26 protein-coding genes are annotated in these 24,452 nt (G+C 68.2%); 16 read left to right on the plus strand and 10 right to left on the minus strand.

Features of this window, described 5'->3' with window-relative positions:
* The first annotated feature begins 110 nt into the window (after positions 1-110).
* From purH to dacB, 4 genes are all read left to right on the plus strand, one after another.
* A complete protein-coding gene (gene purH, locus BSZ36_RS09225) occupies positions 111-1,727 on the plus strand; it encodes a bifunctional phosphoribosylaminoimidazolecarboxamide formyltransferase/IMP cyclohydrolase (protein ID WP_094548197.1) in 1,617 nt (538 codons plus the stop codon).
* Between the two features lie 300 nt (positions 1,728-2,027).
* Positions 2,028-3,038 (plus strand): rod shape-determining protein, encoded by a 1,011-nt coding sequence (locus BSZ36_RS09230; protein ID WP_094548199.1) that lies wholly within the window; start codon positions 2,028-2,030, stop codon positions 3,036-3,038.
* Between the two features lie 161 nt (positions 3,039-3,199).
* Positions 3,200-4,060 carry a rod shape-determining protein MreC gene (mreC, locus tag BSZ36_RS09235; RefSeq protein ID WP_094548201.1) on the plus strand — a complete coding sequence of 287 codons (861 nt, stop codon included), beginning with the start codon at positions 3,200-3,202 and terminating at the stop codon, positions 4,058-4,060.
* Positions 4,061-4,207: 147 nt separating this feature from the next.
* Positions 4,208-5,731, plus strand: a complete 1,524-nt coding sequence (dacB, locus tag BSZ36_RS09240; protein WP_094548203.1) for a D-alanyl-D-alanine carboxypeptidase/D-alanyl-D-alanine endopeptidase — start codon at positions 4,208-4,210, stop codon at positions 5,729-5,731.
* A gap of 16 nt (positions 5,732-5,747) precedes the next feature.
* Here dacB and BSZ36_RS09245 read toward each other — a convergent pair whose 3' ends face one another.
* Complete coding sequence (locus tag BSZ36_RS09245) at positions 5,748-6,113, minus strand: hypothetical protein (protein WP_143536829.1); 366 nt, start codon at positions 6,111-6,113, stop codon at positions 5,748-5,750.
* 67 nt (positions 6,114-6,180) lie between these two features.
* Positions 6,181-6,588, minus strand: coding sequence for a RidA family protein (locus BSZ36_RS09250; protein ID WP_094548207.1), 408 nt, complete (start codon positions 6,586-6,588; stop codon positions 6,181-6,183).
* A gap of 437 nt (positions 6,589-7,025) precedes the next feature.
* Between BSZ36_RS09250 and hslV the strand changes: the two genes are divergently transcribed.
* From hslV to BSZ36_RS09285, 7 genes are all read left to right on the plus strand, one after another.
* On the plus strand, positions 7,026-7,571 hold the full coding sequence (gene hslV, locus BSZ36_RS09255) for an ATP-dependent protease subunit HslV (protein ID WP_094548209.1): 546 nt from the start codon (positions 7,026-7,028) through the stop codon (positions 7,569-7,571).
* A gap of 78 nt (positions 7,572-7,649) precedes the next feature.
* The gene (locus tag BSZ36_RS09260; protein WP_094548211.1) at positions 7,650-8,576 is read left to right on the plus strand and encodes an NYN domain-containing protein; all 927 of its coding nucleotides are present in this window, start codon (positions 7,650-7,652) and stop codon (positions 8,574-8,576) included.
* A gap of 94 nt (positions 8,577-8,670) precedes the next feature.
* Positions 8,671-10,095: an ATP-dependent protease ATPase subunit HslU gene (hslU, locus tag BSZ36_RS09265; RefSeq protein WP_094548213.1), complete on the plus strand. Its 1,425-nt coding sequence runs from the start codon at positions 8,671-8,673 to the stop codon at positions 10,093-10,095.
* 96 nt (positions 10,096-10,191) lie between these two features.
* Entirely contained in the window at positions 10,192-11,124 is a 933-nt protein-coding gene (locus BSZ36_RS09270; protein ID WP_094548215.1) for a GNAT family N-acetyltransferase, read from the plus strand.
* A complete protein-coding gene (locus tag BSZ36_RS09275; RefSeq protein WP_179271110.1) occupies positions 11,121-11,891 on the plus strand; it encodes a carbohydrate deacetylase in 771 nt (256 codons plus the stop codon). Before BSZ36_RS09270 ends, BSZ36_RS09275 begins: the two co-directional genes overlap by 4 nt.
* A gap of 25 nt (positions 11,892-11,916) precedes the next feature.
* On the plus strand, positions 11,917-13,560 hold the full coding sequence (locus tag BSZ36_RS09280) for a DUF6798 domain-containing protein (RefSeq protein ID WP_094548219.1): 1,644 nt from the start codon (positions 11,917-11,919) through the stop codon (positions 13,558-13,560).
* Between the two features lie 5 nt (positions 13,561-13,565).
* Positions 13,566-15,008, plus strand: coding sequence for a lipopolysaccharide biosynthesis protein (locus BSZ36_RS09285; RefSeq protein ID WP_094548221.1), 1,443 nt, complete (start codon positions 13,566-13,568; stop codon positions 15,006-15,008).
* 10 nt (positions 15,009-15,018) lie between these two features.
* Here the strand turns inward: BSZ36_RS09285 and BSZ36_RS09290 are convergent, their stop codons facing one another.
* Both BSZ36_RS09290 and BSZ36_RS09295 read right to left on the minus strand, forming a co-directional pair.
* Positions 15,019-15,537: a BrxA/BrxB family bacilliredoxin gene (locus tag BSZ36_RS09290; protein ID WP_094548223.1), complete on the minus strand. Its 519-nt coding sequence runs from the start codon at positions 15,535-15,537 to the stop codon at positions 15,019-15,021.
* Positions 15,538-15,629: 92 nt separating this feature from the next.
* A complete protein-coding gene (locus tag BSZ36_RS09295) occupies positions 15,630-15,938 on the minus strand; it encodes a YtxH domain-containing protein (RefSeq protein WP_094548225.1) in 309 nt (102 codons plus the stop codon).
* Between the two features lie 248 nt (positions 15,939-16,186).
* On the opposite strand from BSZ36_RS09295, the gene BSZ36_RS09300 reads away from it, so the two are divergent.
* The 5 genes from BSZ36_RS09300 to BSZ36_RS18925 all read left to right on the plus strand — a co-directional run bounded on the left by BSZ36_RS09300 (position 16,187) and on the right by BSZ36_RS18925 (position 19,917).
* The gene (locus tag BSZ36_RS09300) at positions 16,187-16,849 is read left to right on the plus strand and encodes a C40 family peptidase (RefSeq protein WP_218827623.1); all 663 of its coding nucleotides are present in this window, start codon (positions 16,187-16,189) and stop codon (positions 16,847-16,849) included.
* Between the two features lie 133 nt (positions 16,850-16,982).
* Entirely contained in the window at positions 16,983-17,456 is a 474-nt protein-coding gene (gene greA, locus BSZ36_RS09305) for a transcription elongation factor GreA (protein WP_094548227.1), read from the plus strand.
* Positions 17,457-17,460: 4 nt separating this feature from the next.
* Positions 17,461-18,168, plus strand: a complete 708-nt coding sequence (gene mtgA / locus BSZ36_RS09310) for a monofunctional biosynthetic peptidoglycan transglycosylase (protein ID WP_218827624.1) — start codon at positions 17,461-17,463, stop codon at positions 18,166-18,168.
* 78 nt (positions 18,169-18,246) lie between these two features.
* Positions 18,247-19,269: a threonine aldolase family protein gene (locus tag BSZ36_RS09315; protein WP_094548229.1), complete on the plus strand. Its 1,023-nt coding sequence runs from the start codon at positions 18,247-18,249 to the stop codon at positions 19,267-19,269.
* Between the two features lie 330 nt (positions 19,270-19,599).
* Positions 19,600-19,917, plus strand: a complete 318-nt coding sequence (locus tag BSZ36_RS18925; protein ID WP_143536831.1) for a hypothetical protein — start codon at positions 19,600-19,602, stop codon at positions 19,915-19,917.
* Positions 19,918-20,000: 83 nt separating this feature from the next.
* On the opposite strand, the gene BSZ36_RS09325 is transcribed toward BSZ36_RS18925, so the two are convergent.
* The 6 genes from BSZ36_RS09325 to rimM all read right to left on the minus strand — a co-directional run bounded on the left by BSZ36_RS09325 (position 20,001) and on the right by rimM (position 24,423).
* Entirely contained in the window at positions 20,001-21,245 is a 1,245-nt protein-coding gene (locus BSZ36_RS09325) for a patatin-like phospholipase family protein (RefSeq protein ID WP_094548233.1), read from the minus strand.
* Between the two features lie 81 nt (positions 21,246-21,326).
* Positions 21,327-21,782, minus strand: a complete 456-nt coding sequence (gene smpB / locus BSZ36_RS09330; RefSeq protein ID WP_094548235.1) for an SsrA-binding protein SmpB — start codon at positions 21,780-21,782, stop codon at positions 21,327-21,329.
* Between the two features lie 26 nt (positions 21,783-21,808).
* The gene (locus BSZ36_RS09335; protein WP_179271111.1) at positions 21,809-22,588 is read right to left on the minus strand and encodes an MqnA/MqnD/SBP family protein; all 780 of its coding nucleotides are present in this window, start codon (positions 22,586-22,588) and stop codon (positions 21,809-21,811) included.
* 60 nt (positions 22,589-22,648) lie between these two features.
* Positions 22,649-23,011 carry a 50S ribosomal protein L19 gene (rplS, locus tag BSZ36_RS09340; protein ID WP_094548239.1) on the minus strand — a complete coding sequence of 121 codons (363 nt, stop codon included), beginning with the start codon at positions 23,009-23,011 and terminating at the stop codon, positions 22,649-22,651.
* Positions 23,012-23,132: 121 nt separating this feature from the next.
* Entirely contained in the window at positions 23,133-23,819 is a 687-nt protein-coding gene (gene trmD / locus BSZ36_RS09345) for a tRNA (guanosine(37)-N1)-methyltransferase TrmD (RefSeq protein WP_094548241.1), read from the minus strand.
* A 34-nt stretch (positions 23,820-23,853) separates the two neighbouring features.
* Complete coding sequence (rimM, locus tag BSZ36_RS09350) at positions 23,854-24,423, minus strand: ribosome maturation factor RimM (RefSeq protein ID WP_094548243.1); 570 nt, start codon at positions 24,421-24,423, stop codon at positions 23,854-23,856.
* Positions 24,424-24,452 lie beyond the last annotated feature (29 nt).

Below are 24,452 nucleotides of genomic sequence, written 5' to 3' on the forward strand. Positions count from 1 at the left end.
CCGCGTCAAGCTTCTGGCGCGATATCCCGCGTACCCACGCGCTAGAGGCCCCTGGCGCCGCGAGGCCAGCGTGACGCTCTGCCACTCCCCACTGCCCCCATCCCTCCGCCATGATCTCCGCTAAGACTCTCCCCCCTCCCGCCGACCGCCAGAGGCTCCGCCGCGCGCTTCTCTCGGTCAGCGACAAGACAGGCCTCGTGCCGTTTGCGCAACGCCTCGCCGCGCACGGCGTCGAGTTGCTCTCCACTGGGGGGACGGCGCGGGCGCTTCGCGAGGCAGGCCTGGAGGTCATCGACGTGGCCGACGTGACGGGCTTCCCGGAGATTCTGGACGGGCGGGTCAAGAGCCTGCACCCCAACGTGCATGGCGGCATCCTCGCGCGGAGCCAGGACCCGGAGGACCAGGCAACGCTGGAGGCGCACGGCATCGGCGCGATCCAACTCGTGGCCGTCAACCTGTACCCGTTCCGCGAGGCGGTCGCCTCTGGCGCCGATGACGCGCTCGCGGCCGACAACGTCGACATCGGCGGGCCCACGATGCTACGGGCGGCGGCCAAGAACTTCGGCTCCGTCGCCGTCGTGGTGGACCCCACCGACTACGACGCGCTCGCGGCCGAACTCGACGCGAATGACGGCACGCTCGGGCTCGCCACGCGCCACCGCCTCGCGACGACCGGCTTCCGTCACACCGCCGACTACGACGACGCCATCGCGCGCTTTTTCGAGGCCTCTGGCGACGACTCCACCTCTGACGATGAAACGGACGTGGCGCCAGAGGCCCTGCCCGATCCGCTGGAGGTGAGCCTGCCGCTGGCGCTGCCGCTGCGCTACGGCGAGAACCCGCACCAGCGCGCGGGCTTCTACTCCGATAGCGCGCCGTACCAGACGCTCCACGGCAAGGCGCTTTCCACCAATAACCTGCTGGACCTCACCGCCGCGCTGGACCTCATCGGCGAGTTCGCCGACGCGCCGCCGACGGTCGCCATTCTGAAGCACACCAACCCGTGCGGCGTGGGTCAGGCGGAGAGCTTGGCCGACGCGTACCGCAAGGCGTTCACGACCGACACGCTCTCGCCGTTTGGCGGCATCGTGGTGGTTAACCGGGCATTGGACCGCGCGAGTGCGGAAGCCATCGACGCGGTGTTCACCGAGCTCATTATCGCGCCTGAGTACGAGGACGGCGTGCTGGACTTCCTCCAGCAGAAGCAGAACCGGCGGCTGCTGACCTACACGCCAGAGGCCTCGGCCCCGGACTACCTGCTGCGGTCGGTTGCGGGCGGCGTCCTGGCGCAGGAGCCGGACGCGCCGCTCGGGACGGCCGCCGCGCTCCGCGAGCGCTGCTCAGTCGCCACCCAGCGCGCCCCCTCGGATGGTGAGTGGGCCGACCTCGACTTCGCGTGGCGCGTCTGCAAGCACGTCAAGAGCAACGCCATCGTCTACGCGAAAGGTGGCGCCACGCTCGGTATTGGCGCGGGTCAGATGAGCCGGATCGACGCCAGCGAGGTCGCGGTCCGCAAGGCGGGCAAGGAAAGCCTGGACCTTGCCGGCTCGGTCGTGGCGAGTGACGCCTTCTTCCCCTTCGCGGATGGGCTTCTGGCGGCTGCGGACGCGGGGGCCGTCGCGGCCATCCAGCCCGGCGGCAGCGTCCGGGACGACGAGGTCATCGAGGCCGCCGACGCCAGAGGCATGGCAATGGTGTTTACCGGCGCCCGTCACTTCCGGCACTGAGCCTCTGGCGGGCGCGGCCAACAGTCCCGCCGTGGCCTCTGGCGCCAGAGGCCGCGGCGGAGGGCAACGGCACCCTGTCCCAACGCATACCTCTTCGAAAAATCAAGGCAGAGCTTAAGACATACCGCCTAACCCGCTGCGTACCTTGTCGCTCGGCCGTTTTAGTGCTCCAACAGGGGTGACTAAGGCGGCCGCTTTCGTGGCTCCCTTGCCTTTTCCCGCTCCGACCGGGCCCTCGCCAGAGGCACCGCTTCTGGCCTGGGGCCCTGTCCGAGCGTCCTCTGATCCCTCCACCTTCCCGTGCGCAACCCGTTCTCCGTCGACGTCGCCATCGACCTCGGCACCGCCAATACCCTCGTCCACGTCCGCGACCAGGGCATCATCATGAACGAGCCGTCCATCGTGGCTCGCGACCGGCGCACGGGCAAGTCCGTCGCCATCGGGCAGAAAGCGCTGATGATGCACGAGCGCACGCACAAGGACATCGAGACCATCCGCCCGCTCAACGACGGCGTGATCGCGGACTTCTCCGTCGCTGATGAGCTTATCAAGGGCCTCGTGCGCGGCGCGCGTCCGAACTGGTTTACCGGCATCGGCCGGATGGTGATCTGCGTGCCGAGCGGCATCACCGAGGTGGAGCGCCGCGCTGTGATCGACGCCGCGCGGAGCGCGGGCGCCAAGGACGTGAAGCTGATCGACGAGCCCATGGCGGCGGCCATCGGCATCGGCCTGCGCGTGGACGAGCCCGTGGGCAACATGATCGTCGACATCGGCGGCGGCACCACGGAGATCGCCGTGATCGCGCTCAACGGCATCGTGATCGACGAGTCCATCCGCGTGGGCGGCAACGAGTTGGACGAGGCGGTCGTGCAGTACTTCAAGAAGCACCATAACCTCCTGATCGGCTCACGCACGGCGGAGCGGATCAAGTGCGAGATCGGCAGCGCCCAGAAGCTCGACCCCGAGCTGGAGCTGAGCGTCAAGGGCCGCGACCTCGTGACCGGCGTGCCCAAGACGCGCGTCGTCACGAGCGAGGACGTGCGCGAGGCGCTGCGCCAGGGCGTCAACCAGATCGCTGCCGCCGTTGTCCGCGCCCTTGAAGGCACCCCGCCCGAGTTGGGCGGCGACGTGCTGGACCGCGGCATCATGCTCACCGGCGGCGGCGCGCTGCTCAAGGGGCTCGACGAGTACCTCCGCGAGCGCACCGAGCTCCCCGTCTTCGTCGCCGACGACCCGCTCACGGCCGTCGTGCGCGGGACGGGCCGCGTCCTGGAGGACCCCGAGGCCTACGCCGCCGTCCTCACCAGCTAAGGCGCCTCTGGCGTCCTGCACTCGGCCTCTGGCGTTGGCGCCAGAGGTCGAGTCGTTTTCAGACCCGGCCCGCAAGCCCGCCCCTCGCGGCTCGGCGTAGGTTCGGGAACGCGAAGGCGCCTCGGTCGTGAGGAGCCCGCCCCTCTCCCCCTCCCGTCTCGATGAGCAACCCGGCCGCGCAAGTCTGGCTCCGCACCCGCGATTACGTGCTTCTGGCTGTCCTGGTGCTGATCGCGACGGCCATCTTCGTGGGGCGGAACCGGCCGGCACTCCGCGCCGCGCGCTCGGTCGCGCTGGCCGTGACGGGCCCCGTGGAAGGCACGTTCTCCCGCGTGGGCCGCTTCCGCCGCTCGCTCGGCGAGAACGAGCGGCTGCGGGCCGAGGCCCTGGACCTCTCCACCGAGGTGGCCCGGCTCCGCGAGGCGCGAGCCGAGAACGCCCGTCTCCGTGGCTTGCTGGGCTTCGCGGACTCCCTTGACGTCAGCTACCGAGTCGCGCGCATCGTCACCAAGGACCAGACGGAGCAGGCCAACTTCCTCACCATCGACGTAGGCGAAGCCGACTCCATCCAGGTGGGCATGCCCGTTATCGACGAGCGCGGCATCGTGGGCAAGGTGTTCCTCGTGGGCGACAACTACTCCGTTGTGATGCCGCACCAGAACACGCAGTTCACCGTCCCGGCCACGCTGGACGCCCTCGCGCTGGACGGCCTCATCAGCTGGGATGGGCGCAAGCCTGGGACGCTCACGATGGAGTTCGTCCCTAAGACCGAGCCCGTCGAACGCGGGATGCTCGTCACGACGAGCCCCTACAGCGGCGTTTTCCCTGCCGGCGTCCCTGTTGGGCGCGTGGACACGGCCTACGCCGCCGCGGGCCGAAACGACTTCATCATTGAGGTCACGCCCGCCGCCCCGATCTCGCAGGTCGGCTATGTGTACGTGCTGCTCTCGGTCCCGGACGTGGAGATCGAGACGCTTCTGGGCGCCGCGCGCGACTCCCTCGCCACGGGCGCCGGCGGCTGAGCCTCTGGCGCTCCCGCCTAGCCCGACACCGCGTCCGCCTCCGGCGGGCCCGAATCCGCCGCCAGAGGCCCGGATTCTGCTTTTCGCACGCGTGATCGCACTACCTTCTAGGCGTCTCCGTTGACTCCCCGCACCCCTTCTACGCCGATGCCTCGCGGCCAGCTTCTTCCCCGTCTCGCCGCCCTTTGTCTCTTGTTCGCCACGCCTCTGGCGCTGTCGCCAGAGGCCGCCGCTCAGCCCACATCGGGCTTTGCCGCGACAAACGCGCTCGCGGACCTGATTGACGCGCAGTTGGACGCGAGCGCGTTCAACGACGCCTACTGGGGCGCGTACATCGTGGACCTGACGGATAACCGGATTCTGTACGACCGGAACGCGGCGAAGCGCTTTATCCCGGCGAGCAACATGAAGCTGTTCTCCACCGCGGGCGTGCTGGATAAGCTGGGCGCGGACTTCCGCTACACGACGCGGCTCTATGCTGACGGCCAGATCCGAGGCAGCACGCTGGTCGGCTCGCTCGTCGTGCGCGGCTCCGGCGATCCCACGATGGGCGCCCGCTACACCTCTGGCGACCTCACGCGCACGTTCCGTCAGTGGGCGGACAGCTTGAAGGCCTCTGGCGTCCGCCGCATCAGCGGCTCCGTGATCGGCGACGACAACGTGTTCGACGACCGCGCGCTCGGCGAGGGCTGGAGCTGGGACGACCTCGTGTGGTACTACGGCGCCGAGATCTCCGGCCTGCAGTTCGGCGAGGGGACGATCAACCTCGCCGTGAGCGGGACGACGCCCGGCGACCGTGCTCGCATTGCCGTCACGCCCGACGTGGGCTACATCGACGTGGTCAACCGCACAACGACGACCGACGGCGGGAGCATCCGCGAGGGCTACTCGCGCGATCTCTCCTCCAACCGCTTTCTTGTGACCGCGTCGGTCCCTGCGGGGCAGGTGGAGCGCGAGGACGTGGCCGTGTCCAACCCCACGACGTACTTCATCCGCGTGCTCGTCGCCACGCTTCAGCGCGAGGGCATCGAGGTCGACGGCGACGCCATTGACGTGGACGAGTGGGACGGCCCACGCATCCGCTACGAAGGCATGCAACGCATCGCGACCCACGAGTCCCCCCGGCTCAAGCACATCGTTGCTGAGACCAACACGGAGAGCAACAACCTGTACGCGGAGCACTTGCTTCGCACGCTCGGCGTGTACGGCTACAGCGGCGACGAGCTCGACCCCGGCTCTTCGCGGGCGGGCGCGGCCGCGATGGAACCGTTCCTCAACCGGATCGGCGTGGACCCGGCGAGCCTCCGCATCGCGGACGGATCGGGCCTCTCGGCGCTCAACCGCCTCACGCCTCTGGCGACGGTGCAGCTTCTCCGCGCGATGAACGAGCACCCGGAGCCTGGCGTCCGCGAGGCGTTCTACGAGTCCCTCGCCGTCGGCGGCCGGAGCGGCACGCTGGAGCGCCGCTACCGCTCGGGCGACGCCAGAGGCAACGTCCACGCCAAGACCGGCTACATCTCGGGCGCCCGCACGCTCTCCGGCTACGTGACGGCCGACAACGGGCACCTTATCGCGTTCTCGCTGATGTGCAACCACTACTCCACGCGCACGAGCCGCGTGAACCAGGCGCAGGACGCGATCGTGGAGCTACTGGCGGACTTCGACGGCTAGCCTCTTGCGCCAGAGGCTACAGATGGTGGCTCGCGAGCGGGAGCACAGCGCCGAAGAGGTAGCTGTGGTCAGCCTCCCACCCGCCGTGAAGGACGACGACCGTATCGCCGACGGCACCGGCGGTCCCTACTCCGACGACGTAGTGGCTGAAGCAGCCGTCGTCAGTCCAGGGGTACCACTGCTCAGTCTCTTCAGGGAGGTACTGAGCAGCAGCCGGATGAGACTCCAGCGCAGCAAGGAGGATGAGGAATGGGAGCGCGCGGTCCCCATAAGTGAAGGCGGGAGGGCTAGCGTTGACGACGCCCGCACTGGCACAGAGGTGACAGCGCGTGTGCGGTTGGACGCGAAGCCACACGGGGTAAACGGCGGAATGTGTCCACAACACTATGGCGGCGCCAACTCCCGGACGATCCCAAAACACCGACGGCCTCGCTGGCTGCAACGCCAGGTTAGGCAGCCTCAGATATGCGTGCCACGCACTTGATTTCAATTAGGAGTTCTGGCATCACCAGACCCGAAACTTGGATCATCGTCTGCGCAACCTCGGGGTTCTTACCGTATGCCTCAGCGCGGATTCCGAACAACTCTCCCACGTTGCCCATCGTCGCGCCGATGTCTGTCACATACCATGTCTCGTCTACGACGTTGTCCATGGTCGCGCCGAAGTGGCCCAGCACTTCGGCGACGTTCGCGTAGGCTTGACGGGTTTGCGCGGCGAGGTCTCCTTCACCTGCAAGGTTGCCCTCGCTGTCCGTACCGACCTGGCCGGAGACGTAGATCGTGTCTCCATCTCTGACGGCGTTGGCGATGAAGTCCTTGAATGGTCCGAAGCGGGCGACTTGGCGTTCGTTTGCCATCGTTCTGGTAGGGTTGTGGACACCCGCAAGAGGCGGCCAGGGTGAGGGTGTGGGTTCAAGAACGGGGCGACCCGTGACGCCCCCGCTTCATATGTGTACAAAATACAATTGTATGGAGCGGCACAACGAGAAGTGGGCGGGACGGCTCCGCTGCGCTCTTCTCTGCGTAAGAGCTCAGCCAAGCAGATCGCACGGCACAAAGCCGACCGACTCTGCACACGGTCCCCTGGTCTGATGCAAACGGCGCCACAGCGCCCGCCTCTGGCGCCAGAGGCCCAGGCGAGCGCGGGTCAACGCGGCGCGCCAAATCCGCGTGCAGAACGCCAGAGGCCGTGTGAACTGAGGAGGCCCCTGCAACACGGTACACCGTGTCGGGTACCCTCGCCTCTGGCGCCAGAAGCGCCCTGGTTCGGCTCAGATTTCGATTCCCTCTATTTATGAAGATCCACGCGACAACTGTTCTCGGCGTCCGGCACAACGGCCGCGTCGCCCTCGGCTCCGATGGGCAGGCCTCCATGGGCGACACCGTCATGAAGCACAAGGTGCGCAAGGTGCGCCCGCTCGGAGGCGGCAAGGTGCTTTCCGGGTTCGCCGGCTCAACCGCCGACGCCTTCACCCTCTTCGAGCGGTACGAGGCCAAGCTGGAACAGTACGGCGGCAACACGCTCCGCGCCGCCGTCGAGCTCGCCAAAGAGTGGCGCACGGATCGGTACCTCCGCCGCCTCGAAGCGCTTCTCGCCATCGCAGCGCCAGACCGGCTGCTGCTCATCAGCGGGACCGGCGACGTGATCGAGCCCGACGACGACATCGTCGCCATCGGCTCGGGTGGGAACTACGCCCTCGCGGCCGCCCGCTCGCTCGTCAAGCACGCGCCCAACCTCTCCGCCCGCGAGATCGTCGAGGAAGGCCTCACGGTCGCGGCTGACATCTGCGTGTACACCAACCACAACTTCAACATCCTAGAGCTCGACGCCGAAGGCTAGGCTGCTGAGTCGGCTCCGGCCTCTGGCGCCAGAAGCGCCGTCTATTCCGTTTCCTGTTTTCTCTACGACCCAGTATTCATGACACAGGCCTGCGTTCTGATCGACTACCAGAACCTCCACCACTACCTCAAGCACCAGATCGACGACGGGAGCCCCGCCGACATCTGCACCGATCTCCTCTCCGCTCTTCGGGACCACCTCTCGGGCGCGCGCATCACCATTGGCCGCGCCTACGCAGACTTCAGCGGTCTCGATGACCACACCCGGCACGTCAAGCGAAGCCTCTACCTCTACGGCATCGAGCCGGTGTACGTGCCGGCCACGATGCACCGCAACACCTCGGACCTGCAACTGGCCGTGGATGCGATCACGATCCGCGAGAAGCGCCCGGAGATCGACACCTTCGTGCTGCTCACCGGAGACCGGGACTACGTGCCCGTTGTGCAGGCGCTCATAGGGGCCGGCAAGCGCGTGATCTGCGTCGGCTTCCGCGAGCACCTCTCCCCGTTCGTCGTCCGCCACACCGGAAACGGTGAGTACATCGACGCGGCGACGCTCCTGCCCGAGGCCACCCTCGCCCCGCAGGCGCCCGTCGGCGAGCCCGTGGTTACCACGCAGTTTAGCGAGCCCGCCGAGATCGAGACCGATGAGGCGTTCAAAGCCCTCGAACTCACGCTTCTCCACTTCGGGCAGTACGACGAGGTGTACCTCACCCCGTTGCTCCGCAGGCTCTCCGAGGAGCTTCCCCAGGACTCCGACCCCAAAGCCCTCGTGGCCGAGTTGGAGGAGGCCGGCGCCGTCAAGCTGGAGCGCCGCCGCGGGATGCCGTACGACTACACCGTGCTGCTCATCAACGCCGAGCACCCCGAAGTCAACGAGGCCCGCGAAGAGCTCGTCGCGCCCGACGTGGACGGCGACTCCGACGACGGCCTCCCGTTCGACGCGGCCGACGACTCCGAGGATGACCTCGACTTCTCCTACGACGACGAGGAGGTCACCAACTAGGCCTCTGGCGCGCCCTTCCGGCGAGGGCTGACCCCGTTTCCCCATCGGCCTCTGGCGGCGCCAGAGGCGAGAGCCGCCTGCGCGGCCCCCACTCATGGAACTCAAGACAGACTCCCCCACCCAAGCCGACGACGCGGGCCTGACTCCGCGGCGCATCGTCGCCGAGCTCGACAAGTACGTCGTTGGACAGAACGCGGCCAAGCGGGCCGTGGCCGTGGCGCTCCGCAACCGCTGGCGCCGCCTCCGCGCGCCAGAGGACATGCGCGACGAGATCACCCCCGCCAACATCATCCTGATCGGGCCGACGGGCGTCGGCAAGACCGAGATCGCGCGGCGCCTGGCCAAGCTGACCGGCGCGCCATTCGTCAAAGTCGAAGCCACCAAATTCACCGAGGTCGGCTACGTTGGCCGCGACGTGGAGAGCATGATCCGCGATCTCGTGGACCTAGCGCTTGCGCAGGCCAAAGAGATACAGGCGGAACGCGTGACCGATCAGGCTCGCGTCCACGCGGAGAACCGCCTGCTGGACCTTCTCCTCCCCTCTTCTAAGCCCAAAGCGCCGGCAGGCCTGCCCGGCCTCGGCTTTCCCGTGACCACGCCCTCGCCAGCGGCGGAGGAGCTGGCCGACCCCGGAGGCAAAACGCGCGAGCGGTTCCGCGAGATGCTCCACCGCGGGAGCCTGGACGACCGCGAGGTGGAAGTCGACGTGAGTCTGGACCGGACGACGAACCTCCAGATGTTTGGCCCGATGGGCATGGAGGAAATGGGTATCAACCTGCAGGAGATGCTCGGCGGGGGCAAAAAGCGCCAGAAGCGCCGCGTGAAAGTCCCCGAGGCCATGGACCTGCTCACGCAGGACGAGGCGCAAAAGCTCGTAGACCAGGAGGCCGCTCGCGCCGAAGCCCTCGCGCGCGTGGAGCAAGCCGGCATCGTGTTCATCGACGAGATTGACAAGGTGGCCGGGCGGCAGAGCGCCGGCGGCGGTGGCGGCCCTGACGTGAGCCGCGAGGGCGTCCAGCGCGACCTGCTCCCCATCGTGGAGGGCTCGACGGTGGTGACCAAGCACGGGCCAGTCAAGACCGACCACATCCTCTTTATCGCCTCTGGCGCGTTCCACGTGTCCAAGCCGAGCGACCTCATCCCCGAGCTCCAGGGCCGCTTCCCGATCCGCGTCGAGCTGGAGTCGCTGACCGAGGCCGACTTCGTGCGCATCCTGACCGAGCCGGAAAACGCGCTCACCAAGCAGTACGCCGCGCTGTTCGCGAGCGAGGGCGTAGACCTCTCGTTCACGCAAGAGGCCGTCGCTGAGGTCGCGCGCATCGCCGCCAAGGTGAACTCCGACGTGGAGAACATCGGCGCCCGCCGCCTCCACACCATCCTGACGACGCTGCTCGAAGACCTCCTGTTCGACCTGCCGGATGGCGACCACGGCGGGACAGTCGAGATCACGCACGACATGGTGCGGGACACGCTCCAGGGCATCGTGGAGGACCGCGACCTGAGCATGTACGTCCTCTAGGTCCGCTCCCGTCAGGCCTCTGGCGCCAGAGGCCCGACGGGGACCGGGCGTTGCGGGGCTCCAGAAGACGGTTCGCCGCTTGCGTAGGTTCGCCGCGTGACCGTCGCCCCCCTCTCCTCCGTCCGCGCCGACGCGCTCGCGCTCTGGGAGCGGAGCGCGGTGCGGACGCCGTTTAACCACCCGGACGTTGTCGAGGCCGCGGGAGAGGCGTTCGGGCTCTCGCCTCTGGCGATTCTGGGGGCCGATGTAGGTGTGATCGGCCTGGAAAAGCGGCGCGGGCCCTTTCGCGCCCTCGCGCTGACGCCAGGAGCCGCGTACTGCTCGCCGATCTGCGTTCAGGCCTCGCCAGAGGCCGAGGTTCTGGGCTGCGAGACGCCTTTGGACGCCGTGCGCGGGGTCGTCGAATCGCGCTTCGCGCTCGCCGCGTTCTCGCTTCCCCCGACGTGGACGGACCCGCGGACGTTCGCGTTCGCGGGCTGGGACGCCACGGTGCGGTACACATCCGTCGCGGATCTGAGTGGCGACCCGTTGACGCAGTGGAGCAAGGGCACATTGCGACCAGCCCGCCAGTCCGCAGCTGACTTCGATGTTCGCGAGACGCCAGATGCTTTAGAAGTGGCAACGCGGCTTCAGGTCGAGACATACGCCCGGAAAAGCGTACCGTTTGGCCTCACCTCTGGCGCGCTCGTGCTCCTCGCCAATGCGCTCCACGCCAGAGGCCTCGTCCGCGCCTTCGCCGCCACGCGAGCAGGAGACGCGGCGCCAGAGGCTGCTGCCCTGTTCACCGTCGACGGCACGCACGCGACGTACTGGCTAAGCGGGGGCAAACGGGGTCCGGCGATGTCCGTTCTATTCCTCCATGCCGTCGACGCGCTGAAGGCCTCTGGCGTTACCGATCTCGACCTCGGCGGAGCCAATGTGCCCGGCGTGGCGCAGTTCAAGCGCCAGCTTGGCGGCGTGCTCACGCCCACCGTCACGGTTCGCCGCGTCGGCCCGCGATGGCTGCGCGCGATCGACGCGCTCCGGTGAGGGCTCTCATCGTCACCGCCGATGACCTCGGCCTACGGCCCGACGTGGACGAGGGCATCGTGAGCGCGCACCGCGAGGGCATCGTCACGCACGCCTCGTGGTTGGCGGGCGGCGCATCGGCGCAAGAGGCCGCGCCCCTGGTCCAAGAAGAGGCACCGGGGCTGGGCGTCGGCCTCCACCTCGCTCTGTCCCAAACGCTTCCGTCTGGACCGCTCGCGCCTCTGACGGGACTGCTCACGCCAGAGGCGCGGTTCCCACCGCGGCAGTTCTCCGCCATCCTGTGGGCGCGCACTCGCGCCCGTCGCGAGGCGGTCTGGGACGAATGGAATGCCCAAGCTGACACCTTCGAGCGCACCTGGGGCCGCACACCCACGCACCTCGATAGCCACCAGCACGTCCACCTCGCGCCGTGGCTGGGGCCTCTGGCGGTGCGGCTCGCCACCGAGCGCGGGATTCCCCGCCTCCGCGCGCCCGACGAGCCCGCCAGAGGCCGGGCGGACACCGCCGTGTTCTCCGCACTGGGGCGCCGTCTGGCTCGGCTTGCCCGCGCCTCTGGCGTCGCCACCCCGGACCACTTTGACGGCTACCGGTGGAGCGGCAGGCTGGGCGCAGAGTCGCTTCGCGAGATGGAAGCCGCCCGCGGCGAGGGGTGCACCGAGTGGATGACCCATCCCGGCACGCATGACGAGCCGGGCGGCTACCAACGGTTGCGCGAGCTCCGATCTCTTGCACATGTTCGCACGCCGGGGGCTAGCCCCTCCGTGTAGCTTCCGGCTGAGCCCCGCCTGACTCGTGCAAAAAACTCCCCCCTTTCCCCGCCGAGACCGTCCCGTCGCATTTCTGGCGGGAGCGCTGGTCGCATTTCTCCACCCTCTCCTCTACGGATACTCGTGGGGAGGTGGGGATCAGGACGACCTCATTCCACCGATTCTCGCGCGGCTCAACACGAGCCTGTTCTCCAACGACGCCTACGTCCAGGGGCAGTTGGACGGCCTGACCATTCGCGCAGCTTACCAAGCGGTCCTCACGGGGCTCGGGCGGTTTATCTCGCCAGAGGCCGCGGTCTCCCTGCTCCACGTGTTGACGCTGATCGGGGCCGGCGCGATGGTGTTTGCCCTGGCACGCGCCATGCACGCGCGCCGCTCGGCCTCGCTCTTGGCCTCAGTCCTCGCGTGCCTGGTGTTGCCGCGGTTCACGCTCGGCGGCAACCACCTCGTGTACTCCATGCTCACGCCCGAGGGGATCGCGTGGGTGGGCGCCCTCGCGGCGATCACGATCTACCTCAAGGAGCACGTCTTTATCGCCGCGCTCGTCCTCGGCGTGACGTGCTGGTTTCACCCGCTCGTCGGCTTCCTGACGCTGATCGTCCTGGGGGTGGTCTCGGTGTACGAGGTGTTCAAGGAGGAGCAGGAAAAGCCCAAGCGCACGGCGGCGCAAGAGGCGGATTACCAGATGGACTACGTCCTGGGCCGAGGCCGCCAGAGGCGGAAGGCGTGGAAGGGCTGGCCGCCGACGACCTTTATCGGGGGCACGCTCCTGATCGCGCTTCCCGTGGTGGGTCCGGCCATCTTGCGGCAGTCGGCCTCTGGCGGCGGGGATTTCCCGGCCGGCCTGAACGCGTTCAAGCTCTACGTGGAACTCCGGCACCCGCACCACCTCCTGCCGAGCGCATTCGGCGCGGTGGAGTGGATCTCGTTTCTCGTTTTAGTCGCCATCGGCGTGGGCGGGTACGTGCTGGCCGCTCGCGAGCGGCGCGTGGTCAGGCTCCTCTTCCCCACCTTGCTCGGGGCCACCTTCCTCGCGCTGGCAATCGTGGCGACGTACGCGATCTACGAGTTCGACTCGCTCGCCATCGCGCGCGCTCAGGTGTTCAAGTTGACCGTGCTGGTCAACGTGGCGCTGTGCATCGGGATCGCCGCGGGCGCGCTCTCGCTGCTGCAGAACGACGCGCGCCGCAAGCTGGACGACCTGCTCCGCAAAAAGGCGCCGCTTTATATCGCCGCCGCCGTGCTCTGCTTCCTGGGCTTCCGCGACGTGCGGACCCCGGAGGTGTACGACACCCGCGGCGTCGCAAGGTGGGCGCAGCGCGAGACGCCCGCGAGCGCGGTCTTCCTCGTCCCCCCGTCGATGGACACGTTCCGCGTTCCGTCGCGCCGCAACGTGGTCGTGACGTGGAAGTCCGTCCCCTTCCGGGCCGATCTCGGCGCGGGGTGGTGGGCGCGGATCTCCGACATCGCGCCGCTGGGCGCCGTCCCAGATCGCGGCCGCGGCCTCGTGGAGGCGTTGGACGTCGCCTACGCCTCGAACTCGGACGAGCAGTGGCGGGCGCTGGCTGAGAAGTACAACGCGGAGTACGCCATCGTGCCGGCGGGGACGGAGAGTTCGTTGCCCGTGGCGGAAACCTCTGGCGCCTGGTCCATTCTGGACCTCCGGTGATTCCGATGCGCGCGGGACGCTTCGCGCGCTCTGTCCTGACGCTCGCCGCTGGCGGCGTGGCGGCGCAGGTCGTCGTGTTCGCCGCCCGGCCGGTCCTCTCACGCCTGTACACGCCAGAGGCCTTCGGCGTGCTGGGAGAGTTCGTGGCGCTGAGCGCGCTTGTCGGGCTTCTGGCGACGCTCCGTTACGAGGACGCCATCGTGCTGCCCGAGCGCGAGGACCGCGCGCGGTCGCTGCTCGCGCTGTGCGTAGGTGTCTCGCTGGTGGTTTGCGGCGTTGCCGTTCTGGCCGTGAGCCCTCGCGAGCGCATCGCGGCTTTTTTCGAGTCTCCGCCTCTGGCGCCGCTGCTGCCGCTCGTCCCGTTGGTGGCGTTGCTATACGCGTGGGGCAACGCGTCCCAGGCGTGGCTCGCGCGGGGGCACCGGTTCCGGCTGATCTCTGTCGCGATCGGGCTCCAGAGCCTCTCGACGGTCGCTGTTCAGCTGCTCGCGCCGGAGACCGGAGCGGCGGGGCTCGTGTTTGGGAGCGTGGCGGGCGCTATCGCGTTTGCGCTCGTGCTCATGGGGAGCGCGCTACGAGAGCGCGTGTTCGTGGGCGTCGCGCCAGAGGCGCTGGCCGAGGTCGCGCGGCGCTACGTCCGGTTTCCCCGTCTCGGGCTCCCCGCGACTGCCCTGGGCCAGGTCGGCTCGCGCCTGCCGCCTCTGGCGCTAGGCGCGCTGTTCGGACCGGCGGTCGTGGGCCAGTTCGGCTTGGCTGCGGCGTCGGTCCTCGTGCCGCTGGCGTTTCTGGGCGACGCCATCGGGCAGGTGTTCGCCGTTCACGGCGCCGAGGCGCAGCGCAGCGCGAGCCTCGCGCCTCTGGCGGAACGCACGCTGCGGCGGCTGCTCGGCCTCGTCCTGTACCCCATCGCGGCGGTCGCGATTCTCGGGCCGGACCTTTTCGCGTTCGTGTTCGGTGAGCCCTGGCGGCTCGCCGGCGAGTACGCGCGGCTTCTCGCGCCCTGGCTCGCGCTCTCGGTCGTCGTCCCGCCTCTTACGCGGGCGTTCGACGCCACCGAGCGCCAAGACCGTGAGCTGCTGGCAGGCGGCGCCGTCGCGATGGGCGTCGTCGTCGGCTTGGCGGTCGGGTCGGCGCTGGGGACGCCAGAGGCCACGCTCCTGGCGCTCGGGCTGGGCGGCGCAATCGGCCGTTTCGTTCAACTCGTGCTCGCGATGTCCGTCGCGGGTGTCGGCGCCAGAGGCCTCGGGCGCGCGGCGGCGGGGCCTCTGGCGAGGGCGGCGGTGTGCATCGCGCCTTCGCTCGTCGCGTTCGCGGTCTCGACGCCGCTCTGGACGTTTGTCGCCGCCGTCGCAGGCGGCCTCGTGTACGTCGCCTGGACGCTCCAACATGAAAACGCCTCTGGCGACGAATCACCAGAGGCGGAGAGCGACGAGCGCTCAGACGCGTAACGCGGACGCGCTAGAGGATCGAGCGGAACGTGGAAGGCACGCCGTCAGGCGCGCTCTTGGGCGCCACGTCTGGGGTCTGGATCTCGCCAGAGGCCTCTGGCGCGTCGGGGCCACAGTAGGTCTCAAACGCCTGCGCGAGATCGCCCGCGATGGCGCTGGCAGAGCGGCCTTCGATGTGGCGGCGCTCCAGGACAAACACGGGGTCGCCGTCCTTCAGCAGCGCCATAAACGGGCTGGAAGGTGGGATGCCAGCCAGGTGCTCGCGAAGGCGCGCGGTGGCCTCCAGATCCTGTCCGGCGAACACGGTGACGGCGCGATCGGGGCGCGACTCCAGATTGCGGACCATCGCGACGGCCGGGCGGGCGTTTGCAGCGGCACAGCCGCAGACGGAGTTCACGATGGCGAGCATGGTGCCCTCCTCGGCGGCCTGCATCGCACGGTCCACCTCATCGGCTGTGGTCAGTTCGGTGACGCCGAGGCGGGTGAGTTCTTCCCGCATGGGACGGACGAGCGGCTCTGGGTATGGCATGATCTTCAGGGGTGGGTTCCCACAGGAGACGCCGCCCCGCGCTCTTCGTTTCCAGCGCAGGTCGCCTCACCCAATCCTCGTCCTCAACGGGCTTAGCCCCTCGTGAGGTCGGAGCGGAGCGCGTCGCGGAGCGTGTCCGGGTCCACGACCTCCCAGTCCTCCGCCAGAGGCAGGTGACGCTCCGCGAGCGTTTGCGCCGTGGCCCGCGCGCGGTCGGCCACGGGGACGGCGAGTTCGCGGCTTTTCTCCTGCGCCGCCGCCGACGCCTCTCGCGCGCCAGAGGCGATCCGGTCCCGCGTATCGCGCCCGGCCTCTGGCGCCAGGAGGAGGCCCAAGGCGAGTCCTGCCCCGAAGGCCGAGGCGGCGAGCAAGAAGCGGTCGAGGAAGGTGGAGTCTCTCATTGGGACGGCAAGCGGTGGGCGCACAGCTTAAGAACGGAGAGTGATCAGTCGAAACTCAAAGGGTTCCCGCTAGGAGGGCCTCTCTTTCATTCTGCGCAAACCTCTGCTTGGTTTAGGGTTGAACGGAGCTTGACGGATCCTTTCCCAGATCAATTTTTAGCAGGCTCAACCTGAGAGTATCTTTGGCCTCCCGCCACGCCTACCACACCGTTCTCTCTATGATTTCCGGCTCCCGTACCGCGGGGGCGATGCTGTTCCTCGGTGCGACCATCGCACTCGTTGGGTTCTCGATCGCTCCACCGCACGTACCGGCTGTTCCGGCAGCGCCCGCCACCCCGGACGCCACCGAAACCGCCCTCGTGCTCTCGCAGCCCCTCCGTGTCTCCCGGGACACCATCATCGCCGTCAGCTCTCGCCGTGGCGCCTCCAGCGCCGCCGCCGCGCACAACATGATGATCGCCTCGGCGATCCGCGCGGAAGGCAACGGCTGGCTCGGCACCCCCTACCGTTGGGGCGGCACCACGCGCCGGGGCATTGACTGCTCTTCGTTCGTGCAGCAGCTCGTCCGCGCCACGTTCGACATCGAGCTTCCCCGCACGACGGCCACGCAAGTCCACCGCGGCGAGCGCGTCTCCCGTGACGAGCTCATCCCGGGCGACCTCGTCTTCTTCCGCCGCCGCGGCGTCCGCCATGTCGGCGTGTACCTCGGCGCAGGGGACTTCATCCACGCGTCCTCCAGCCGCGGCGTCACCGTCTCCACGATGGACAGCGGGTACTGGAGCCGGTACTACTGGCAGTCCCGCCGCATCCTCCCGGAGTTCGAGCCTGTAGCGCCCGCCCCGCGGCGCGACCACGACGGCGCCCGCGCGGCCGTCTCCGCCCTGGACTCGGTCCGCGCGGTTCGGCACTAGCCTCTGGCGCCACGCGCCACACGCGATCCGGCCGTAGCGGTCGTATCTTGCGCCATCCTCGCATCCCGGCCTCGCGCCGGGATGCGCCTTTTTTTCTGCCCTTGCGGCTCTCGCCCCTCTCCCCGGATCGGCCATGAACAAGCCCGTCTATCTCACCGCTGAAGCGCTCGACCGTCTCAAGAACGAGCTCCACACTGCGCGTACTACGGGACGCCACGACATCGCAGAAGCCATCGCGGAAGCGCGCGCTCAGGGGGACCTCTCCGAGAACGCCGAGTACGACGCGGCCAAGGAAGCGCAGGGCCATCTCGAAGCCCGCATCGCGAAGCTTGAGGAGACGATGGCGAACGCCCGCATCGTGGACGAAAGCTCCGTCGACACGTCCAAGGCTCGCATCCTCTCCAAGGTGAAGGTGCGGAACAAGAAGGCAAAGCGCGAGATGGTGTACACCCTCGTCTCCGCCGAAGAGGCCGACCTGAAGGAGCAGAAGATCTCCGTCGACAGCCCCATTGGAAAGGCGCTGCTCGGCAAGGCCCTCGGCGACACCGTTCGCGTCAAGGTCCCGGCCGGCTTCGTCGAGCTGGAAATCGTCGACATCAGCCGCTAGGCCGGTGGCGAAGACGCGACGTGCCTCTGGCGAGAAGAGCCCCTGGAGATGGCTGTGGCTCCCCTTTAAGTGGGTCTCCATTCTCGGCTTCGGGTACCTGCTCGCTTGCTCGCTGCTGCTGCTCGCCTACCGCTGGCTGCCACCGCCGACCACGACGGTCCAGCTCCAGCGCTTGGCGGAGCACGCCGTCGATGGAGAGCCGTACCGCCTGAGCTACTCCCCCGTTTCGGAGGACGCTCAAGACGACGACGCCCGGCACGCGGTTGTCGCGAGCGAGGACGCGCGGTTCTACCTCCACCATGGGTTCGACCTGGAAGAGATCCGGATCGCGCGGGAGCAGGCTCGCGCCAGAGGCACGTCGCCCCGAGGCGCGAGCACGCTCACGCAGCAACTCGTCAAGAACCTGTTTCTGACTACGCATCGCTCGTGGATCCGGAAGGGTTTCGAGGTCCCCCTGACCTTCCTCGCGGAGCTGATCTTGCCCAAGGAGCGAATCCTGACGCTCTATCTCAACGTGGCGGAGTGGGGACCCGGGATCTTCGGGCTCGACGCCGCCGCGCGCCACCATTACGGCACGTCGGCCTCCTCCCTTACGCGAGAGCAGTCGGCACGGCTCGTCGCGGTTTTGCCCGCGCCGCTGTCCCGGAGCCCGCAGGAGATGGGCCGTACAAGCACGCGCATCCTCACGCGCATGCGCCAGATGGGCTGGTAGCAAGCACCGCCTCTGGCGCCAGAGGCCTACGGCCAGCCTCTCCCCTCTTCTAGGAGCAGAACGCTCCGGTCTGCACCCATGATCGACCTCCGCTCCGACACCGTCACCCGCCCGACGGCCGCCATGCGCCGCGCTATGGCCGAAGCCGAAGTGGGGGACGACGTGTTCGCAGAGGACCCGACGGTCCGACGGTTGGAAGAGCGCGTCGCGGACATGCTGGGCAAAGAGCACGGGGTGTTCGTGCCCTCGGGCGTGATGGGCAACCAGATCGCCGTTCGTTTGCACACGCGACCCGGCGACGAGATCATCGTGCCCGAGCGGGCGCACCTGTACCACTACGAAGGCGGGGGCGCCGCAGCGCTGAGCGGCGTTCAACTCCGCCCCATTGGGGACGCCTCTGGCGTGCTGACGCCAGAGGCCGTCGAAGCGGTCGTCCAGGGCGAGTACGACTGGGAGGCGCGCTCCGCGCTCGTGTGGCTGGAGAACACGGTCAACAAAGCGGGCGGCGTCGTTATTCCGCCAGAGGCGCTCCGTGAGGTCGCGGAGACGGCGCGGCGACACAACCTCGCCCTCCACCTCGATGGCGCGCGGCTCTGGAATGCAGCGGTGGCGTTGAACGTCGACATCGCGGACCTCGCGGCCCCCTTCGATACCGTCAACGTGTGCCTCTCCAAGGGACTCGGCGCGCCGGTCGGATCGGTCCTCGTCGGTAGCGCGGGCGCCATGCGCGACGCGCGGCGCGTGCGGAAGCTGTTCGGCGGAGGCATGCGGCAGTCCGGCGTATTGGCGGCAGCCGCCCTCGTCGCTCTAGACGACTACGAGGACAACGAGCGCGCCATGCTTCGCGCAGACCACCGCCGCGCCCGCGCCTTTGCCGACGCCCTTGCCACGCGCCGGGGCTTCCGGGTGATTCCGCCCCAGAGCAACATCGTGCTCGTGGATACGCCAGAGGCGGCCTCTGGCGTCATCGACACGCTCAGCGCCAGAGGCGTCCGCACCGTCGCGTTCGGACCGCACACGGTCCGAGCCACGTTCCACCGGGACATCAGCGATGAGGCCCTCGACACCGCGATCGACATCGTAGAGTCCTCATTTTCATGATCTTGCGCGCCAGAGGCCTGTAAAGCGTCAGTCTCCGGAACACCGTTCCTTCTCAGGAATCTCACACACCCGATTCCAATCAGGGTGGTGGTGTACTCCGGACCGAAGACGTACGACGACCCGTGTGCCCTTGTGGGCTCACGAGACCAGATGCGGCGCGTGGCGTTTGCCTACGCGGCCGTCTGCGCAGTCGTGATCGCAGTCGGCGCGCCGCTCGTTCTAGCACTGGGCGCGAACCCTTGGATTCCCCTCAGCCTGTGCGTTCTGCTCTCTGTTGTTGCGGTCCGCTCCATCCGACGCTTAGGGCATCTGCAGCAGCGCCTCTGGCGTGTGGCTGTCTCCGCCCGTCACCTCACGCTGCTCAACGTCTCGCAGCGCCAGAGGACGGTCGGGTGGCGGTCTGTGACACGCGTTGAGGTAACGGACGATGGGTTGGTCGTGGTAGCACGACGTGAGAACGACGTAGAAGTCCGGCTCTGCATTGCGGCATCGTTCGGGCCATACGTCGACGTCTCGCACCACCTCGTCGAGTTGGCCGAGCGGTGGGGCCGCCCTATCTGGGTCGACGGACGGCCTCTGGCGCGACTTGACCTGCGCGCGCTCCTTTCGGCGCTCCACCCAGGTCTTTCTGCTGGGTCCGCTGGATGACCCGGGCAACGTAGAGCGAAACCAAGCTCAGGAACTCCACGCTGCCTAGCAACGGAGGGGGTTCCGCTACGCCAGAGGATGGCCTACGGGTCGAGAACGACAGCGCCCGCCAGAGGCTGTGGAGCGGTCTCCTCGCCCAGAAACGCGGCGATCTCCGCCTGCTGTGCCCTCGCGTCCGCTTCGCCGATCTCGATCAAGCGGTGGACGTACTCGTCCTCGAACAGCAGCATGGAGAGCCAGTCTGGACTCTGCGATTCTTGAGCGCCGAGCCGCCGCGTGAGCAACTCCATGCGGCGGGGCAACTTGGGGTCGATGCCTGCAGCCAGTTTGGCGATGTCTTCCGATGGCCGGATCACGTGGAGGTCCACGGGTCTGAACCCCTCGCGGTGCTCAGGCGGGATCGCTTGGATCAACTCGTTGATGCGGTGCAGCGTCTGCGCGTCTCGGTCGATGACGTCGAGGAAGACGGCGTTCATGAGGACGCTCAGCACCTGGGAAGGCGGGGGGTACGCCTCGACCTCGTGCTCCGCAGCCTCTCGCGCCGAGCGGGCGTACCGCGTCGTGATGACCAGCACCTTGTCCGCGCCGAGGTGGAGGGCGGGTGAGAGCGGGGCGGTAAGCCGGATGCCTCCATCGCCGTACCACCCCGGTCCCATCCCAGCGTCGTCGATCTTGACGGCGGGGAAAAAGAACGGCAGCGCCGCAGAGGCCAGGACGTGCTCGGGTTGGATGTGCGTGCGGACCGCCCTTCGCATCGGCCGGTCCCAGGGCTCGAAGCCGTCGCCCTGCACCCAGGTAACGGATTGTCCCGTCGTGTAGGAGGTCGTCGTGAGCGCGAATGCGTGGAGAGCGCCCGAGTCCACGGCATTCTGGATCCCGCGAATGGGCTCCCCAATCGGCCCGAGGTGTCGCTCCACGAAGGCGTGCAACGGAGCAGTGTTGAGGATGCCACCTCTGGCGGGCGGCTCGATTTCGTCAGGCCGGCGCATGAACTGCGCGATGCTGCTCATGACGCCAGGTCCTCCCAGATCGAACACCTCGTCGGCTCGGATCTCGCGCCAGATCTGAATCAGCCGCTCGACCGCGTCCCCGTATGCCATCTCGCTGTTGTTCGCGAGAAACGCCGCGTTCAAGCCTCCTGCGGAAACGCCGGTCAGGATTCGTGGCCGGTGCTCTGGAAACATCGCGGCAAGTCCTTTCAAGACCCCCGCCTGGTACGCCGCACGCGCGCCGCCGCCCGTCAGCGCGATCGCGAGTCCCCCGCCGCCCCCACTCGGGACAGGCGTAGCGTCGTCAGAACCGAAAAACCGAGTGAAGAGACGGAGCATAGCGAGGGTCTGGGGACCCGGATTCTACGCCCAACCACCGGCCTCTGGCGCCAGAGGCCTCCGACGCCGTCACCTGAAGCTCTAGCGGTCCCGCATCTCGCGGTCGATGCGCCGCTGCGACTCGCGCTCCGCGATGGAATTGCGCTTGTCGTGGAGCTTTTTGCCCTTGCCGAGCGCGATCTGAAGCTTGGCGCGGCCGTTCTTGAAATAGATCTGCAACGGCACCACGGTGTAGCCCTTTTGCTCGACGCCTTTACGGAGCTTCGCGATCTCGTTCTTGTTGAGCAGCAGGCGGCGGCGGCGCGTGGGCACGTACCCTTCGTTGCGCGCCATATCGTACGGCGTGATGTGGCAGCCGACGAGATCCACGCCTTCGGGCCGCACGTCCACGAACGATTCCGCCAGCGTGGCCTGCCCTGCGCGCAGCGATTTGACCTCGCTCCCTTCCAGCACCATCCCCGCCTCGATCGGCGCTTCGAGCGCGTACTCGTAGCGCGCGCGGCGATTCGAGACGACAGTCTTGGCTCCTTCAGGCATAGGGATCGGCGGCGGGGCGCCAGAGGCTAGTTCGTGCGGGCCTCTGGCGACGCGTCGGGGTCCGCGGGGACCTCCAGCAGCACGTCCAGCGCGTCGGCTTCCGGCTCCTCGTCGGTGACGGGCACGAACGGCAGTTCGGGGATGGCGCCAAGCGTGCCGGTGTAAAACAGGTGGTCCGAGAGCGCTTCGAGACCGTCGTACCCCAACCCCGTCAGCGAAAGCTGATAGGTTCCCTCCCCCGTCGGGTCGCCGGCATCGGCGACGGCTTCCGCGAGCGCGAGCGCGGCCTCTGGCGTGAGAACGCCGGGGCCGGACGCGACGAGACCCCACACCATCGGGCGGGTGGTGAGGTCGGTCCACTCCTGTCCCAGGTCCAGCACGACGGCCCCGTCGGGAATCTGCGTATCCGGCGAGACCAACGCGGCGCCGTGGGCGGCGAGTTGCTCCGCCAGAGGCGTGCCGTCCGGGACGGGGCTAAACGTCGGCTTGAGGTCGTAGTGCTCGCGGAGGAGCAGCTGCGTGAGGAGCGCCTCCTGCCCCCACCGGGGATCGAAGGCGACCGTTTCGATGTCGCCCAAGCCTCCCGCGAGCACGAGCGTGCGCGAGGGGGAGCGTTCGCCGACGAGGCCCACGCCCGGAACGAGCGAAAAGGCCTCTGGCGTGCGGAGTACGGACAGCGTTGGGATCAACGCCAGGTCCGCCTCGCCGCTGACGAGCGCGCCAGCGGCTTGATGGGATTCGACGGCGACGACCTCGCCGCCGAGAACGTCGGCAAGCACGCGGCCCAGCACGGCGGCTGGGGCCACGGGCCATACAGCGATGCGAGGCGGGCGCTGTGCGTCGGTGCGCGGGGTCGCCTCTGTCATCTAGCGCGTGAAGTCGCGGCGCTTCTCCTTGATGCGGGCTGCCTTGCCGCGGAGACCACGGAGGTAGTACAGCTTCGCGCGGCGCACGCGGCCTTCGCGGATGCGCTCGATCTTGGAGATGCGGGGGCTCGCGAACGGGAAGACGCGCTCGACGCCGACACCGTTGGAGAGCTTGCGGACCGTGAAGCTGCGGGAGGTCCCCGAGTTCTGGATCGCGATGACCACACCCTCGAAGATCTGGATACGCTCCTTCTCACCCTCGATCACGCGAACGTGAACGCGAATGGTGTCGCCCGGGTTGAAGGTGGGGTGGTCGTCGCGGAGTTGGGTGGCCTCCACGAGGCTCATGAAATCAGTCTTCATGTCAGGGTTCGGTCGCGCTGGGGTGCAGACCGCTAAAGTACGGGGTGGGAAAGGCAGAGCGGGCCGCGGGGGCCATCTGTGATGATTCTTCGCCGGTCCGCCAGAGGCCGACCGGAGCGCCTCAGTCGGCGCCTGAAAGCAGGTCTGGGCGCCTCTGGCGCGTCTTGGCGACGCGCTGATCTTCGCGCCAGTCCGAAATGGCGGCGTGGTCGCCGGAGCGGAGCACGTCGGGAACGTCCAAGCCTCTGAACGAGGCCGGGCGCGTGTAGGCCGGGGCGTCGAGCAACCCGTCCTGGAAGGAGTCGGAAAGCGCGCTCTGCGCGTCGGAGATCGCGCCGGGCAGGATGCGCACAAGCGCGTCGATCAGGACGAGCGCCGGGAGTTCGCCGCCGCTCAGCACGTAGTCCCCGATGCTCACCTCACGGGTGACGTAGAGGTCTCGGATGCGCTGATCGATGTTCTTGTAGTGGCCGGCGATGAGCACGAGCCGCTTCGCGAGGGAGAGCCCGTTCGCCAGCGGCTGGTCCAGCGTCTCGCCATCGGGCGTGAGAAAGACGACGGCCTCTGGCGCGTCGCCGAGAGCGATCACGGCGTCCAGGCAGTCCGCCAGAGGCTCAGGCGTGAGCACCATGCCGCCGCCGCCGCCGTAGGGCGGCGCGTCGATGTGGCGGTACTTGCCCTTGCCCCACTCGCGCAGGTCGTGGACGTGGATCTCGACCACGCCGCTCTCCCGCGCACGTCCAATAATGGAGTGCGCCAGCGGGCTCTCGACGAGCTCGGGGAGGGCGGTGATGAGGTCGATTCTCATGTCGGGTGCGGCGCTAGAGGCTCCGCAGGTCGGGCTAGAGGTCCAGCAGGCCGTCGGGCGGGAACACGCGGATCTCGCGCGCCTCGCCGTCTACGCTGCGCACGATGGGCTCCACGTCGGGAATAAGCAGGTCCGGCTGGCCGTCGCGGGTCACGCTGTAGAGGAACGAGGCCCCGCTTTCGAACACGTCGCGAACGGTCCCGATGGTCTCTCCCGTCGGTTCGTCGTCCTCGTCCACGATCACGACCGTCATGCCAATCAGGTCGTGTACGAAGACCTCGCCGTCCGCCAGAGGCGGCAGGTCGTCCTCGTGGGCATAGACGTTCTGGTTGCGCAGGTCGCCCGCGTCCTCGCGGCTGGTGACCGTTTTGAGCGTGAGCAGCACGGCGGTCGTGCCGTTCTTCATCTGCTGGAAGCGGATGCTCTGCACGTCCTGCTCGCGTCGCGCGGCCGTCCGGGCGTCGGGGCCGATGAACAGCCGGTCGAACAGGCCGAACCGCTCGGGGTCGTCGGTTTCGGGACGGACCTTCATTTCGCCGCGCACGCCGTGGGGCTGCGTGATGCGGCCCACGAGGAACAGCGCGTCGGAGTCGGTCTCTGGCATGGCGTCGGGATGCGAAGCGGCCCCCTCAC

Origin of the sequence: Rubricoccus marinus, assembly GCF_002257665.1 — a bacterium.
Taxonomy (GTDB): Bacteria; Bacteroidota; Rhodothermia; order Rhodothermales; family Rubricoccaceae; genus Rubricoccus; species Rubricoccus marinus.